At 39.1% G+C, this 15,716-nt stretch carries 15 protein-coding genes, 7 tRNA genes and 1 pseudogene; 4 read left to right on the forward strand and 19 right to left on the reverse strand.

What is annotated here, in order from left to right; all coding sequences use genetic code 11:
- Positions 1-114: 114 nt before the first annotated feature.
- From M2369_RS08410 to M2369_RS08440, 6 genes are all read right to left on the reverse strand, one after another.
- Positions 115-1,263 (reverse strand): type II asparaginase, encoded by a 1,149-nt coding sequence (locus M2369_RS08410; RefSeq protein WP_007496435.1) that lies wholly within the window; start codon positions 1,261-1,263, stop codon positions 115-117.
- A gap of 716 nt (positions 1,264-1,979) precedes the next feature.
- Positions 1,980-2,741 carry an SDR family NAD(P)-dependent oxidoreductase gene (locus tag M2369_RS08420; protein ID WP_041507603.1) on the reverse strand — a complete coding sequence of 254 codons (762 nt, stop codon included), beginning with the start codon at positions 2,739-2,741 and terminating at the stop codon, positions 1,980-1,982.
- Between the two features lie 111 nt (positions 2,742-2,852).
- The gene (locus M2369_RS08425; protein ID WP_041507602.1) at positions 2,853-3,230 is read right to left on the reverse strand and encodes an MmcQ/YjbR family DNA-binding protein; all 378 of its coding nucleotides are present in this window, start codon (positions 3,228-3,230) and stop codon (positions 2,853-2,855) included.
- A 150-nt stretch (positions 3,231-3,380) separates the two neighbouring features.
- Positions 3,381-4,274, reverse strand: coding sequence for an alpha/beta hydrolase (locus tag M2369_RS08430; RefSeq protein WP_035390348.1), 894 nt, complete (start codon positions 4,272-4,274; stop codon positions 3,381-3,383).
- A gap of 190 nt (positions 4,275-4,464) precedes the next feature.
- A complete protein-coding gene (locus tag M2369_RS08435) occupies positions 4,465-5,904 on the reverse strand; it encodes a DHA2 family efflux MFS transporter permease subunit (protein ID WP_041507133.1) in 1,440 nt (479 codons plus the stop codon).
- A gap of 72 nt (positions 5,905-5,976) precedes the next feature.
- Positions 5,977-6,555 carry a TetR/AcrR family transcriptional regulator gene (locus M2369_RS08440; protein ID WP_039169846.1) on the reverse strand — a complete coding sequence of 193 codons (579 nt, stop codon included), beginning with the start codon at positions 6,553-6,555 and terminating at the stop codon, positions 5,977-5,979.
- A gap of 266 nt (positions 6,556-6,821) precedes the next feature.
- Between M2369_RS08440 and bglS the strand changes: the two genes are divergently transcribed.
- Positions 6,822-7,553 carry a beta-glucanase gene (gene bglS, locus M2369_RS08445; protein ID WP_259253958.1) on the forward strand — a complete coding sequence of 244 codons (732 nt, stop codon included), beginning with the start codon at positions 6,822-6,824 and terminating at the stop codon, positions 7,551-7,553.
- 42 nt (positions 7,554-7,595) lie between these two features.
- Here bglS and M2369_RS08450 read toward each other — a convergent pair whose 3' ends face one another.
- Positions 7,596-7,997, reverse strand: a complete 402-nt coding sequence (locus M2369_RS08450) for a MerR family transcriptional regulator (protein WP_039169850.1) — start codon at positions 7,995-7,997, stop codon at positions 7,596-7,598.
- Positions 7,998-8,220: 223 nt separating this feature from the next.
- Here M2369_RS08450 and M2369_RS08455 point away from each other — a divergent pair, with 223 nt between their 5' ends.
- Together M2369_RS08455 and M2369_RS08460 are read left to right on the forward strand one after the other, a co-directional pair.
- Positions 8,221-9,270 (forward strand): NAD(P)-dependent alcohol dehydrogenase, encoded by a 1,050-nt coding sequence (locus M2369_RS08455; RefSeq protein WP_216896066.1) that lies wholly within the window; start codon positions 8,221-8,223, stop codon positions 9,268-9,270.
- A gap of 250 nt (positions 9,271-9,520) precedes the next feature.
- Positions 9,521-9,982, forward strand: a complete 462-nt coding sequence (locus M2369_RS08460; RefSeq protein ID WP_050826994.1) for a CarD family transcriptional regulator — start codon at positions 9,521-9,523, stop codon at positions 9,980-9,982.
- 279 nt (positions 9,983-10,261) lie between these two features.
- Here the strand turns inward: M2369_RS08460 and M2369_RS08465 are convergent, their stop codons facing one another.
- The 3 genes from M2369_RS08465 to M2369_RS08475 all read right to left on the reverse strand — a co-directional run bounded on the left by M2369_RS08465 (position 10,262) and on the right by M2369_RS08475 (position 12,268).
- On the reverse strand, positions 10,262-10,465 hold the full coding sequence (locus M2369_RS08465; RefSeq protein WP_003214229.1) for a cold-shock protein: 204 nt from the start codon (positions 10,463-10,465) through the stop codon (positions 10,262-10,264).
- Positions 10,466-10,751: 286 nt separating this feature from the next.
- A complete protein-coding gene (locus tag M2369_RS08470; RefSeq protein WP_144668423.1) occupies positions 10,752-11,258 on the reverse strand; it encodes a GrpB family protein in 507 nt (168 codons plus the stop codon).
- A gap of 215 nt (positions 11,259-11,473) precedes the next feature.
- The gene (locus tag M2369_RS08475) at positions 11,474-12,268 is read right to left on the reverse strand and encodes an alpha/beta fold hydrolase (RefSeq protein ID WP_217967512.1); all 795 of its coding nucleotides are present in this window, start codon (positions 12,266-12,268) and stop codon (positions 11,474-11,476) included.
- Positions 12,269-12,604: 336 nt separating this feature from the next.
- Here M2369_RS08475 and M2369_RS08480 point away from each other — a divergent pair, with 336 nt between their 5' ends.
- The gene (locus M2369_RS08480; RefSeq protein WP_144680377.1) at positions 12,605-13,168 is read left to right on the forward strand and encodes a GNAT family N-acetyltransferase; all 564 of its coding nucleotides are present in this window, start codon (positions 12,605-12,607) and stop codon (positions 13,166-13,168) included.
- A gap of 193 nt (positions 13,169-13,361) precedes the next feature.
- On the opposite strand, the pseudogene M2369_RS08485 reads toward M2369_RS08480, so the two are convergent.
- From M2369_RS08485 to M2369_RS08525, 9 genes and pseudogenes are all read right to left on the reverse strand, one after another.
- A pseudogene (locus tag M2369_RS08485) lies at positions 13,362-13,430 on the reverse strand (hypothetical protein); the annotation flags it as partial.
- Between the two features lie 277 nt (positions 13,431-13,707).
- Positions 13,708-14,253, reverse strand: coding sequence for an HAD-IIIA family hydrolase (locus M2369_RS08490; protein WP_144680382.1), 546 nt, complete (start codon positions 14,251-14,253; stop codon positions 13,708-13,710).
- Between the two features lie 625 nt (positions 14,254-14,878).
- A tRNA-Leu gene (locus M2369_RS08495) sits at positions 14,879-14,962 on the reverse strand.
- Positions 14,963-15,010: 48 nt separating this feature from the next.
- Positions 15,011-15,093: transfer RNA gene (locus M2369_RS08500), tRNA-Leu, on the reverse strand.
- Positions 15,094-15,100: 7 nt separating this feature from the next.
- Positions 15,101-15,176, reverse strand: a tRNA-Lys gene (locus M2369_RS08505).
- Between the two features lie 31 nt (positions 15,177-15,207).
- Positions 15,208-15,282: transfer RNA gene (locus M2369_RS08510), tRNA-Gln, on the reverse strand.
- A gap of 24 nt (positions 15,283-15,306) precedes the next feature.
- Positions 15,307-15,378: transfer RNA gene (locus M2369_RS08515), tRNA-Glu, on the reverse strand.
- A 9-nt stretch (positions 15,379-15,387) separates the two neighbouring features.
- Positions 15,388-15,478: transfer RNA gene (locus M2369_RS08520), tRNA-Ser, on the reverse strand.
- A 4-nt stretch (positions 15,479-15,482) separates the two neighbouring features.
- Positions 15,483-15,557 (reverse strand) — tRNA-Asn (locus tag M2369_RS08525).
- Positions 15,558-15,716 lie beyond the last annotated feature (159 nt).

A 15,716-nucleotide genomic window follows, 5' to 3' on the forward strand; every position in this document is an offset into this window, starting at 1 on the left:
AAACGAAACTAAACAACCAATCACCGATAAACTATCGGCAATTGGCTGTATAAAGGTGTTTTGATCCCTGTCTCAAAAACGGGGGTCAGTCCCATACGTCGGGTCTTTTTCTTTTTAATACTGCTCGTAATAGGATTGAATTTTATCTGGATCTTTTGTTTTCGTCAGAGCCAGCATGAGTAGAATGCGGGCTTTTTGTGGATTTAATGAATCCGATGAGACAAAATGATGTTCATCATCCATTTTTTCATGTGTGACAATGCCATTTCCTGCACGGCTTGACCTCACGATCACCACGTCTTTCTTCACTGCATCTGTTGCCCCATTGATCGCTTCTGTTGACATCGTTCCATTTCCTGCGGCGGCAACGACAATGCCTTTCGCTCCTGCTTTAACCGCAGCATCATACACATACTTTTGATCATTTTGATAGCCGTATAAGATATCCACTTGCGGCAGCTCTTTTAGCTTTGAAATATCGAATTCACTGTCAGCTGTATGTTTTCTTGTCGGTTCGTTATAGAAAGAGACAACTTCACCTGCCACTTCTCCAATGTACCCTTGCTCAAGAGACTTGAACGAATCGGTTGTGGTGGTATTTGTCTTCGTAATAAAACGAGCAGAGGCAATTCGGTCATTTAATGTCACCATTACACCTTTGCCTTTGGCTTCTTTTGTCGAAGCAATTTTCACTGCATGATACAGGTTAAGCGGGCCATCCGCACTAATGGCAGATGCTGGCCTCATGGAACCCACAACCACCACTGGCTTATCACTTTTTACAACCAAATGTAAAAAATAGGCCGTTTCTTCTAAAGTATCTGTACCATGTGTCACCACAATGCCATCCACTTGATCATCATTTAAAAGCTGATTGACTCGTTTCGCTAATTTTAAAAGAAGAGCGTTATCCACATTTTCACTGCCGACGTTCGCTACTTGCTCACCCGTGACATTTGCAATATCCTTCAGCTGTGGTACGGAAGCAATGACTTTATCGATTCCAAGTGCACCAGATTTATATCCAGTCGTATCTGTATTGCTGTCTGAACTACCGGCAATCGTTCCGCCTGTTGCCAGCACCTTAATATTGGATAAAGATTTATTCCCTGTCTCAACAGCCGTGTTTTTTTCTTTTGTTTCACTGGTAGTGCTTTCTTGATTACTTTGATTATTCTCTTGAGTGCTATCGTTCGCACAAGCTGCGGTCACCAATAGTGAAACAGAAAGAAGGGCAGCACCAAACCATTTTGTTACGTTCATAAGATCATCTCTTTTCTTAAATGTGATGAATAATTATCTATCTATAGGGTTTACTTTATACCATTCCTTCATTCATCAGCATGAGGTGAAAGTCACAGAACCAAATAAAGGAAAAAGGACACTATTATCAAAATTTATTTATACCATAATACCTAAATTGACTTCAGAAGTTGTTTTCTAACCATTTATGATAAAATATAGGAAATCTTACAAAAAGGAGTACATACAGTGCGTTCCGTTCAACCATTTTACAAAATCCTACTCACACTATTCTTCAGTTCCATTTTACTCAGCTTGTTCGTATGTTTATATCCACCGATTCAGGGCGAGCCTGCGTTTATGATGTTTTACACTCCCATCTTTTTTGTTTATTATTTCATCTTTGCGGTACCTTTACAGTTGTTGTTTTCTTTACAGCCTAAGGCTTTTCATCCTCTTTATTTAGCGGCTTACTTACTGATAGCAATGATTGTCATGCTTTTTGTTATGGATGGAATTGAGAGCTCCACATCCCTTCCGATCATGATTGTCAGCAGTCTCATCTACTGGACCTGCGATTCTTTGATTTATCAAAAAATGCATAAAAAAACACCTAATGTGTAGGTGTTTTTTTCTATTCTAGTATGTGTTGACAGTGTTCCACATTATCCAAGACATCTTTCGGCTCGGTGACCTGCTGATCACTAAGAGAATCTATCCTCAGTGATTGGAACTTTTTATTTCATGCTTGTGCCAGCGTGTGAAAAAATGGGGTCCTTCAATTCAAAATCAAATGTCTTCCCATCAACGATACCAACTGTTTTTGAACTGTCGTAAAGCTCAAGCAAGCACGCTGCCATTTCTTTTGATGTGTGATATTTCTTGATAGTGCCTTCATATTCGAATTGATCGACATCTAATGAACGCTTTGCAAATTCCGATTCTGTCGCAGCAGGCGCTAATACTTTTGCCTGTAATTTGGCTCCTTTTTCTTTCAATTCTAGGGCCAGCCCTTCTGTAAAGGCACTCACATAAAATTTCGTGGCTGAATAAGTGACAGCGTTGCCGACGACGGTATAACCCGCTCTTGAAGAGATATTGATTAGCTGCGTCCCCTCTTTTTGCTCATAATCACGGACAAACAGAGTGGATAATATTGTTAACGCTTCAATATTGAGATGAAGCATGTCCCCAATTTTTTTCACATCCTGCTCTCCTATTGAACCAAAATGGCCAAACCCGGCATTATTAATGAACGTATCCAGCTCATCACCAGCTAATGACTCATAGAAAGAATACACTTGCTCTCTGTCTGTTAAATCAACAGACTGGACTTTCACTTGAATATCGGGATATGTTTCTAGAATCTTTTCTTTCAGTTCTTGGAGTTTATCAAGCCGGCGTGCAGCTAAGATCAGATTTTTTCCTCTTGCTGCAAAGGCCAAAGCCGTTTCATACCCAATACCTGAACTTGCCCCTGTAATGACTGTATAGCCCATTGTATATCCCCCTATTCGTATCTTCTAGCTGTTTAAAGTATAGCGAGAGCATGTGACTCTAGTCAATTTTGAAGAGATTCAAAGAGACATGAACAACTGAACGTTCAGCATTTAATCGGTTTCTTTTGAATTATGTTGGAGGATAGCCTGCTGAGCTTTTTTTGTTAATTTGTGAAAAACCAGTTGATAGGAATGTTCAATTAGCTCTTCGACAAATGAAGATGGAATATCTGCATCAAGATAAATAGAATTCCAATGCGTCTTATTCATGTAATATCCGGGAATAATTCCTTCATGCATTTCTCTTAATTCTTCAGCGCGTTGCGGATCACATTTTAAAGTGATGACTGGCTTGCGATCGACGTCTCCCCCCATCATGGCAAACATTTTTCCACCTACATGATAACGATCTGCCTGCCACTCAGGTTGATAGTCGTGGGTTGCTCCTTGTAAAGAAAGACAAAATGCCTGTAGTGTCTCTTTTTTCATTCTATTAGCTCCTTTTTAGATGTCTTCTATCTTACTATTATATCGACTGCTGCGATTGTTGTATCTACACTTCTTTTCAAGACGTCAGCAAGAACACAAAAAAAGCACAGACAAAAAGGTCTGTGCTTTTTACTGATATCCGAATATTTCTTATTCAAACGCCTTCTTAAGCTGATCGCTCATCAGATGCCAAGCCTCTTCAGCTATCTCTAAGTCTCCGGCATGAGTGAACGCATGAGGGACTCCTTTAAATTGTTTGTATGTGACATCTACCCCTGCTTCTTTTAACTTGCCTGCATAATGCTCAGCTTCTTCAGCTAGTGAATCCTTCTCAGCTGTGATAACAAGAGCTGGGGGCATTTGTGCTAACACTTCTCTCTCTGCAAAGACTGGAGAAACGAGCGGATTGTGCGGATCTTGACCTTGCAGGTAGAAGGCATTAAACAGTCTCGCCATTTCAACTGGAATTGCTTCTTCAAACGCTGGCTTTTGTGCTGGATCAGTAGCCAAATCAAGCGGTGGATAGTCAAGCACTTGATAGACAATCGGAAGTTTGTTCCCTTTTTGGATATCAAGCAGACAAACCGCTGTTGCCAAGTTCCCACCTGCACTATGTCCGCCAATGGCTAATCGATTTGGGTCTATTTGTAGTTCATCAGGATGCTCATATAACCACTTCATCACATCGTAGCATTCATGAAGAGCGGCCGGAAAAGGGTGTTCCGGTGCCAGCTGATACTCCACATTGACGACGATACACTCCGCACGATCTGCTATGACCGGACACCAATGATTATCCATTTCAGCACTTCCAAGTATAAAACCGCCCCCATGCAAATTCACGAAAACAGGAAGGGGTTGTTTCAATGTTTTCACAGGTTTAAATACCCACACCTTTGTTTCACCAGCACCCGTTGGGATATCATATTCCATTTTGTTCACTTCAGGAGGGTGGACTGGCTTTAATTCTGATTGACCAGCTAATGAATCTTCAGCTGGTTGACGCAATGACTCAGCCATTTTAATTTGTTCGTCTAAGTTCATGATCTCAGCTCCTATCTTATTCTTTTATCCCTATCCATTCGTTACGAATTTCGCCTTTTCCTTCAATGTCGTCAGAGAGTCGTTGCTTTTTATCTATCTCCCCATTTACAGCTCCTTTGAAACAAACATTCACCCCTATGAGTAAATAAAAAAAGCACTGCGGCGCTAAGTCCTCAGTGCTTTTCATATATTATGATACTTGTTGTTCTACTTTCACTCGTTTAATAAAGAAAGCAATCACCAAACCAATCACTGTCATAATGACAGCAAAGATAAAGGCATGCTGGACGCCATTTGTAAAGGCGAGCAGCTTATTGACTGGATTTGCGGGATCAGCCACATTTTCCATAAAACTGCGCGCTCCTGATGAAAGGATCGAGATACCAACCGCAGTCCCAATCGCTCCTGACACTTGCTGCAATGTATTCATAATCGCTGTACCGTGCGGATATAGCTCTGGTGGCAGCTGATTTAATCCATTTGTTTGGGCAGGCATCATGATCATCGCAATTCCTATCATTAACGTAATATGAAGCGTCACGATATAACCGATGGACGTATTCACACTTAAGTTCGTGAAGCCAAACATGGTCGCTGCAACGATGACAAGGCCTGGGATGACAAGCCACTTCGGCCCAAATTTATCAAAAAGCCCACCCATGATTGGCGATAACAGTCCATTGATAATTCCACCTGGTAATAGCATTAAACCTGCTGTAAATGTAGAAAGTGCCAAGGACGTTTGCAGATATAATGGCAAAATCATCATAGCAGACAGCATCACCATCATACACACTAAGATCAGAAGTAACCCGATCACAAACATTGGATATTTAAATGGGCTTAAATTCAACATCGGTTCTTTCATGTTTAACTGTCTTAGGGCGAACACAAGAATACCAATGACACCTACAACAATCGCCACAATCACATGCATACTGCTCCAGCCGCCGCCTTCACCAGCACTGCTAAAGCCATACACAATTCCACCGAAACCGATGGTTGATAGCACAATCGATAAAATGTCGATTTTCGGTCTTGTGGGTTCCGTAATATTTTGCATAAAAATATACCCAAATACGAGTGCAGCAACTAATAACGGAAGCGAAATCCAAAAAATCCAATGCCATGTTAACGATTTAAGAATGAGACCAGAGACCGTTGGACCAACTGCTGGGGCAAACATAATGACAAGACCGATAATCCCCATTGATCTACCTCTTTTATGAGGCGGAATGATAACCAAAATCGTATTAAACATCAATGGAAGGAGCAAGGCTGTTCCTACTGCCTGCACCACACGTGCCACCATTAAAATACTGAAGACTGGTGCAACGGCCGCAATAAATGTACCGATGATCGAAAAGACCAGTGAGGTTATGAAAAGCTGTCTTGTTGTAAACCATTGAAGAATGAGGCCAGAAATTGGAACAAGAATCCCTAGTGTTAATAAATAGCCGGTTGTAAGCCACTGAGCAGTCGTTGCTTCAATACCAAAGTCTAATGTTAAACTTCTCAGCGCCATGTTGAGTGCCGTTTCACTGAACAGTCCAATAAATCCAGCTGTGATAAATGAAATAATAATGGGCAGCGTTCGAATGTCGGAAGCTGCTGTTTGCTGTTTGTTCATATTAAGTTGGCTCCTTTTCTTTTTCAATATTGAGCAATCTTAGGAAGTCAGGCTAGTCAGAAATGAGCCACTTCATTGTCGTTGAAAAACAGATAAAATTTGTTTTTCCGCAGCGAATTGTGCAATTTTTTCGATTGAGTAGCCGGATTCATGAATATAAAACATGAGTTCAGGCGTCATTGGAGAGGACATACATAATGTCGTCAACTCAATGTCTTGTATGTTCGCTTCTCCCTTTACTTTCGCTTCCTCGAGCAAATCACGAATGATTTGTTTGAGTGATTGACTGTAATGACAATCATATACTTTACTTGTCTGCTCTAAGTTCCCAGAGATTGTGAGCATACGAATCCAATCTAAATGATGACCGACGATGAGATGAATTTCTTCAAGAACATATCGTAAACGCTCACGAACCGGCTGATCACTGATTTTACTTAAGTAAAGATGCAACGCAGGGATCAGTTGTTCAAATTTTTCTCCAAGGATCGAAAGGCATAAATCACTTTTATTGGCATATCGGCGGTAAAGAGTACCCTGTCCAACACCAGCTGTTTTAGCAATTTTATGCATACTGACATTCTCTACACCAAACTCTTGAAACAAAGAAAAAGCGACCTCTTCAATTTCCTTTCCAATATCCTTTTCCATGATGCTTCACCTTCTTTACCTTCATCCACCTTGCATATATCTCTATGTGTAAATCAAATTTCTTTCATTTTCATTAGGACAATTGTACCGGTATTATCTTACGGACAACTGTCCGCTTTGTCAATCATTATTTTTTACCTATCAATTTTCTTTTCATTCTATTAAAAAAACACACTGTTTATCATTATTTAGACCGATTTTCCATTTTGAGAGAATCATGTATGATCAAAAAGAAAACGCTTTCAAAAAGAGAGGGGAATGCCTACATGTCTTACCCTGTAAAACGAATGTTGATGCTGCTTGTCACTGGATTATTCTTAAGTTTGTCCACATTTGCTGCAAGTGCCTCGGCACAAACGGGCGGGTCGTTTTATGAACCGTTCAACAACTATAATACCGGGTTATGGCAAAAAGCCGATGGGTACTCGAACGGAAATATGTTTAACTGTACGTGGCGCGCAAACAATGTCTCCATGACGTCGTTAGGGGAAATGCGATTATCGCTCACAAGTCCTTCCTATAATAAGTTTGACTGCGGAGAAAACCGTTCTACTCAAACATATGGCTATGGGCTTTATGAAGTCAGCATGAAACCAGCCAAAAATGTTGGGATCGTGTCTTCGTTCTTTACTTATACGGGACCGACTGATGGTACGCCTTGGGATGAAATCGACATCGAATTTCTAGGAAAAGATACGACAAAGGTTCAGTTTAACTATTATACCAATGGTGTCGGAAATCATGAAAAAATCGTCAACCTTGGTTTTGATGCAGCAAACTCTTATCACACATATGCGTTCGACTGGCAGCCTAACTCAATTAAATGGTATGTGGACGGTCAATTAAAACATACGGCTACTACTCAAATCCCTCAAACACCGGGAAAGATTATGATGAACTTATGGAATGGTGCAGGTGTCGATGAATGGCTCGGCTCCTACAACGGTGTTACTCCACTTTACGCTCATTACAATTGGGTGCGTTACACAAAAAGATAACCACATCACAAAACCTGTGACAAGTCACAGGTTTTTCTTCATTTAAATAGAGCTCGTTTTTAATTGATGAACTAGTTTTTGTTCATAACTGTGGATAATATCTTCATAACTTTCGATCTTGTAATCTAACCGTTTAATCGTTTCTTCGATTTCCTTTTGTTTGTCTACAAGTCTTTCTCTCTCATTGACCAAAATACTCTTCCTTGAGGACAATGTACGATCCTCTCCCTCGATAAATAAAGCCGTATATTCTCTAAGAGCATCAATTGACAGACCCGCATTTCTCATACATTTAATAAATTCTATCCACTGAATATCTTCTTCTGTATAATCTCGAACACCATTTTCATCACGCCTGATCGGTCTAATTAAACCTATATTCTCATAATACCTGAGCGTAGCAGTAGATAAATCGAGCTGCTTGGCGGCTTGTGCTATTTTCATTGTTTTCACCCTTCTCTTCTTTCTCTTACTTGACGATCTCCCTTTTCCCATCATCTCCATTTTAATCGAGAAGACAAGATACTTTTGGCTCAAATCTTGATTCAAGGTTGATGCTAAAGCCTGAATTGAGGCGATCAGAGGGTTCTATGTTGACTTAAAGTTCACTTTAAGACGTACAGTATAGAGGAAGGACCGAATCTTACTTTTGAAAGGATGATCAAGAATGTGTCAGACGCACCAATCAAACGTTTTAAGTGTTTCCCATGCAAAAGCAAACTTTGAACGGACAACCATTGAACGAAGAGCACTTCGTCCACATGATATTTTAATTGATATTCAGTTTAGCGGGATCTGTCATTCAGATATCCACAGTGCCTTTGATGAATGGGGCGGCGGTATTTTCCCAATGGTTCCGGGTCATGAGATTACTGGAGTTGTTTCAGCTGTTGGGGATGCTGTCACGAAATTCAACATTGGTGATCGTGTAGGCGTCGGTTGTTTTGTCGATTCTTGCGGTACATGTGAATATTGCCAAAATGGAGATGAACAATATTGCAAGAAAGGAGTCGTTCAAACTTATAATAACCTGGATTATGATGGAGAACCAACTTACGGCGGCTACAGTCAGAAAATTGTTGTGACAGAACGATTTGTTGTCAATATTCCTGACCAGCTCTCCCTCGATGTCGCCAGCCCTCTTCTCTGTGCCGGCATCACAACGTATTCTCCGTTAAAACACTGGAAGGCTGGGCCTGGCAAAAAAGTGGCGATTGTCGGAATGGGCGGTCTAGGTCATGTCGCCATTCAATTTGCACGCGCACTTGGCGCAGAAGTGACTGTATTAAGCCGCTCTTTGAATAAAAAAGAAGAGGCCCTGTCATTTGGTGCAAAAGACTATTTTGCTACAAGTGACCCTGATACGTTTAAGACACTAGCCGGTCAATATGATCTCATTCTCAATACCGTCTCTGCCAATATCAACGTGGATGCCTATTTGTCCTTACTTCGTGTTGACGGAACATTAGTGAACGTCGGTGCACCACCAAAGCCAGACAACTTCCATGTGTTTTCATTAATTACGGGACGTCGCAGCATCGCCGGCTCACTCGTTGGCGGCATCCAAGAAACACAAGAAATGCTCGATTTCGCAGCTGCTCACAATATCGCACCACAAATTGAAATGATCAACGCAAACCAAGTCGATGAAGCATATGAACGTGTGCTCAAAAGTGATGTGCGTTATCGGTTTGTGATTGATATTTCGACATTATGATCGAATTCTATTTGGAAAGACCAGCTCAATGGCTGGTCTTTTTTTAATGGTGGATATTCTGTTTTTCTTGTAGCAAGGATTCTTGAGGATATGATCAAAAACCATCCTAAATTCACATGAAAAAATCTCTCTTTTTTAGAACCAAATTTATTGACATAAAATAAATAAACATGTTATTATTAAAAATTTGATTATTTTACCCCTAAGTGTGGTACCCTTAAAGTAGATACATGATATGGAGGCGGATGATATGTTTCAAATTGGTGATAATATTGTTTATCCAATGCACGGAGCAGGTATAATTGAAGCCATAGAAGAAAAAGAATTCTCTGATGAAAAACAATCGTATTATGTCATTAAGATGGCCGTTAGCCATATGAAAGTGATGATTCCTACAAGGAAGATGTCAAGGTCAAAGATAAGACCTGTTACAGATATACTTGCCTTAAAGAACATCATACACACTTTCCAAAATGGAACATCAGATAAGTTATTGCCATGGAAAGAGAGATATAAAATCAACACAGACAAAATCAAAACGGGCCACATACTAGAAGGCGCTGAAGTGGTACGTGATCTCATGCGGATGAAGAAAGAAAAAAAACTGAATGCAAGCGAAAAGAAAATGCTTGACGATGCTCATGGTTATTTGCTTAGTGAGCTAGAAGTCATCAAAGGAATCACTGAAAAACAAATCAAGAGTTTCTGCTAACATTGTCTACCTGCTTCCCCATTTTTTGAATACATTTTCTCTACGAACAAATCCCTCTATCTTCGACCAGTAAAGAAAAAAGAATTTATTTAGGCAAATTCCGCATATTGTAAATCCAATATGCTATACTGTTGATAAACCTTTGAAGCATGAATTTTTTTTACGATTACCTTGTAACATCTCCCTACTTGTACGCTGAGTAGGGTTTTTTATTGCAGAAATAAATGAAAACACAAAAAAACAGGCTCTCTACAGAGAACCTGTTTTAAAAAATGAAGATTAAGCAGTTTTTTGAACGTTAGCAGCTTGAGCTCCACGAGAACCTTGCTCTACGTCAAAAGTTACTTTTTGACCTTCGTCTAAAGATTTGAATCCGTCACCTTGGATAGCTGAGAAATGTACGAATACATCGTCTCCTTCTTCACGTTCGATAAATCCAAAACCTTTTTCTGCGTTAAACCATTTTACTGTACCTTGTTCCATGTTTGTTGCCTCCTAGTGCGTTACCACACAATGTATTATACTATCCTTGCCCAAAGTATCCTCAAGACGAAAAGTCTTTCTTCATGCTATCCTTTACGCCGAACAAAAATAATTATTCTTATTGTAACATGAATCGGAAATTATTGCAATTTAGGATTTAAAAGAGCACCGAATGTGCTATGGTAACACAAATAAGACAGAGATTTAATGATGAAATGTTTATTTAGCTTTGTTCAATCATTTGTGCATAAAATCAGCTTTTTTCAGCATGAAAAGAAATCTTTATCTAAATTCTCTCTAAAATCGATTGGACAAAGTTAGTTTTTCCCTCGGCATATTTGTGTTTGTCATTTTTAATTAAGCTAGATAGGTTCAGTTTGAGTTGCTCGTACTCAATTCTTACTAATTTGTTACTTCTTAAATAATCCCTGAAATTTAACTGTTCAAGTAAATATCTATTACCTGTTTGATACATATGAATTTGGTGAGTACGTGGTTCTCCTTTGTTAAAATAGTGTCTCTCAGGTAAAACTTTGGTCCCTCTATATGAATAACCAAGCCCTTGCAAAGCTGTTACACACTGTTTTCCGTCAAAAAAACAATCTATTTCAATCGCAATATCAATAATGGGTTTCGCACTCAAACCATTAACTGCTGTACTTCCAATATGATGCACATTCACTGTATACTGACCAATGACCTCTACTATGCGTTTCTTTTCCCTTTCAAATTCTTTGCCCCATTCAGCAGACCAGGGAACTAAAAAAACTTCCCCTCTTGGCAATCCAAGCATAAGCTCAACCCCACCTTATCATTTCGTTGTTTAGTTGGAAATTTCAATAGTTTGAAGCCATTCGATCGATTAGAATGACATTTATTATATGATAACTCATACAAAAAGCCCACTCACATAAGATGAGTGGACTTTTTCGTTCAGAAACTATAAAAATTATTAATACAGCCACGAACCCGAATCAAGAAAATTTCTATTTATACAAAGGTGTACAACTACATATTTTCCGACTCAAGTCTGTTTAACCAGTTATAGACTAATGAATGAAACACATCGGGTTGTTCAATCTGCAGGTTGTGACCAGCCATATCAAGCACTGCAAAAGTGGCCCTTGGATAGTCTTCGATCAGCCGCCACGCATCTTGATATCCGACTACATCGTCTTGACGCCCTGTGATCATGAGCGTGGGATACTGAAATTCAGCTGAAATGTCGAAGGTATAGCCATACCCATTTTGAAGAATGTTATTGATGAATTCATGATTTGTTTGTTTAGAAGGAAGGTAAATTTCATCGCGAAACCTCTCCCATTCCGTTTTTCCTTGCACAACCGCCATGGAGCAAAATGCATCCGCCTCCTCTGAAGACAAATGCGATATCAAGTGGCTGTCACTTTTTAGAACTGTCTTCTCTGGTACGACTCTTTCATCGAATGTAGGTATCGTCATTGGTGCCACAAGTAGTAATCCACGAACGGTTTCCCTGCGTGAATGAACAATCCCTCTAGCTATGTACCCTCCATATGAATAACCACAAACAATAAACTGTTCATCAGGAATAATCTCATCCAAAAGACGCAATACCGCTTCTAACATATCATCAGAATTCTGAATAGACGGGTGCGGCTTGGAACGTCCCATCCCCGGTAAGTCTATGTATATTCTTTTCCAACCGCTTTGTTTTTCAAATACCGGTTCCAATGCATGTAACATCACTTGATGGTCAAGTGTCCAACCATGCAATATCACGATCGGAAATCCTTCTCCAATGACTTTATGATAAATTGACATGTATTTGCATCCCCTTTTCTAGCGCTTCCCTAGTAATCTCAAGATTTTTTGTTGTTTTGCTTGTTAGGAAACTATGTTGCGATAACCCCAAAAAACTTCTAACAAAAAATATTGTGCAGCCTGTTTATATTCTTTCACTTCATCATAACAAATCCCCATATTCATGTGTGACATTGAAATGCTTTATGTTACTTCAAATTTTAAAGAATTGAAAATTGTTCCAAAGCTCTTCTAATGAATTGATCAGTTTCTTGCTACAATAAATTGACAACGAACAGTTTGAACCACATACTCTCCATACATGCTAAAATATAAAATTCTGAGAGGAGAAATGAAATGAACCCTTTATTGTTAGATATTCCTTTACAATTAGAGACAAAAAGACTCATACTTCGAGCACCCCACCAAACAGGAGACGGGAAAATTGTAAACCAAGCAATAAAAGATTCCTTTTCTGAATTAAAAGCATGGTTGCCATTTGCTCAAGAACTTCCTACTGCTGAAGAAACAGAGATCAATTTAAGAAATGCTCATATCAATTTTTTAAAAAGGGAAAGTTTCCGTTTTCTTATTTTTGATAAAAACAGCAATCACTTCATTGGGATAACTAGCCTTCAGGGGATTGACTGGACCATTCCTAAATGTGAGATTGGGTACTGGATAAATACAAAGTTTAGTGGGAATGGATATATGACAGAAGCAGTGGAGAAATTAGCTGACTTCGGATTAAACAATGTCAAATTTAGAAGAATTGAAATAAGGTGTGAATCAACCAACCTCAAAAGTCGGGCTCTCCCAGAAAAACTTGGCTTTGCATTTGAAGGCACTTTAAGAAATGATGATTTATCCGCGGATGGCAGCAAGCTGACTGACACTTGTTTTTATTCCATAATAAAGTAACCTAATGAACATCAGCAATTAAAGTAATGGGTGCATTAGTGGAACAAGAAAAAACATAGCATATTATATAATATGCTATATTTTTTAATTTTGGCCTTGATAAGTGGGTCTACTCCTCTAACATTGTCCTTATTGCCTTTACTTCTTCATAATCTGATGTTTTCTTTGATAAACCCTGACAGAAAGTTTTCAGCAGCAGGCTCTCAACACAAGACCACAATGTAACTGCAATCAGCTTCGACCTGTCACGAGGTACTTTTTTATCCCAGTCAATTTCTTTTATAGAGCAATTGGATTCACTCTCCATTCACAGATTTCTAAAGACTTTCCTCCTGATTAGCTTTCATGTTTCTTGCCATTTTTTCATAGTTCGGTCTGTTTTAACTCCGTCACCATCATTTCCACTGGTTTAACTTAATTTCAACGACCTCAACACTCTGTTCATGAAAGGACTCGTAACCTGTTTTAAAAAAACAAAAAAGATGCTACATGTTGAAACACCTTTTTTTGTATTGACAGCTCTCATTAGCAGGGTAATATTACACTTGATTATTTATACAAGAATTTTTATACAACCAGTTTATAGCATCATTAAGGTCATTGGCTATATAGTCTATTTTAATCCCACTTAATTTATCAAAGTGTTCACTAAGCGAATATTCACCAGCCCCAGTTCTAACCAAAATTTTAATACTTCCTACTTTATCAGCTGCAACAATATCACTCCAACGGTCCCCGATTACGACACAATTTTCGAGAGTTAAATCGTGTTTTTGTTGAGCTTCCATTAACATTCCTATGCCGGGCTTCCTACAAGAGCATCCGTCATTATGACCGTGTGGACATATATATACTTCATCAAAACCAAAACCTTTCAATTCCTCTTTAAAATCTTCTACCTTAGCTAGTCCACTTGATATACCAGGTTGATTTGTAAAAGAGAATATTTTCACATTATCTTTTTTTAGTTTATTAATTTGAATTGCTGTATAAGGAAAGAGTTCGAATTTTCCGGGATAATGAATAGTGTCATCACCACCAATTGTTCCATCTCTATCTAAAAAAATTGCTTCTATCTGTTTCATGTTATCCCCCCATTAGCTAGCAACTGATCCTGCGTTAAGATTTATTATTCCATTAGAAAATTTTGATGACATCAGTTTATCATAAATATTTATTATCAATATCCCCTAATAAAAATTAAAATCTTTTCAACTGTCTTTCTTTTCAATTTGTTTCATTCTTTCCAAGAAAGAGAAAAAGGATGTTCATGTTACAGACTTGCCAAATGAATTTACATAATAAGTTTCTACGTGGTGTCTTTGTAAATTACATTTGTTTCATACTCACCAACCATTCAACTTAATTATTAAGGAAGGCTCTGTTAACCTCTCATTAATTGAAAGAAGCTAAAAACATATCTTTAATATTGTGTTGTGTACTTCCGTGTACTGCGACTATCTACAAACAAAAACTTCAAAAATCTTCACTATCTTAAACACTCTCATATCGCTCTATTAATTGAACAAGGAGAAGAATGTATAAGGTCATTTATTTTCTAAAAAAGGCTACGGCTGAGAATTAGACGACAATATATAAAAATATCAAACTCAAACAAAAAAATCCATTTACTTAAGATAAGTGGCCAAATTCATTTAAAAGTTATAAAAAACAAAAAAACCAAAGGTCTATAACCTTTGGTTTCTTAGATGCGGCCGAGAGGACTTGAACCTCCACGGGTTATTCACCCACTAGGCCCTCAACCTAGCGCGTCTGCCATTCCGCCACGACCGCGTGTATGATGTGCTCATATATTCATAAGTGCACTGTTTGAAAAAACAATGCGGGTGAAGGGACTTGAACCCCCACGTCATAAAGACACTAGATCCTAAGTCTAGCGCGTCTGCCAATTCCGCCACACCCGCGTGACAATGGTGAGCCATGAAGGACTCGAACCTTCGACCCTCTGATTAAAAGTCAGATGCTCTACCAACTGAGCTAATGGCTCATCTGCTATGCAGAAAAACATATATAAAAAATGGCTGGGCTAGCTGGATTCGAACCAACGCATGACGGAGTCAAAGTCCGTTGCCTTACCGCTTGGCTATAGCCCAACGAATCAACATAATAAGAAAACATGACCCGTACGGGATTCGAACCCGTGTTACCGCCGTGAAAGGGCGGTGTCTTAACCGCTTGACCAACGGGCCATATGATAATGGCGGAGAAGGAGGGATTTGAACCCTCGCGCCGCTTGCGCGACCTACACCCTTAGCAGGGGCGCCTCTTCAGCCACTTGAGTACTTCTCCATTATGGCTCCGCAGGTAGGACTCGAACCTACGACCGATCGGTTAACAGCCGATAGCTCTACCACTGAGCTACTGCGGAATAATAAGACATGTTTCATTATATCTATGCCAGAAAAATGTGTCAAGAATTTTTAAACGTTTCATTCCTGCTCCATTTGCGACGGCTTTTATAATTTAACATATACTAATATAACAGTCAAGCCTTTTTCCATGCCATTTGTTTAACTTGGCAGAAAGC

Source organism: Bacillus sp. JUb11, assembly GCF_024807925.1.
Lineage (GTDB): Bacteria > Bacillota > Bacilli > Bacillales > Bacillaceae > Bacillus > Bacillus altitudinis.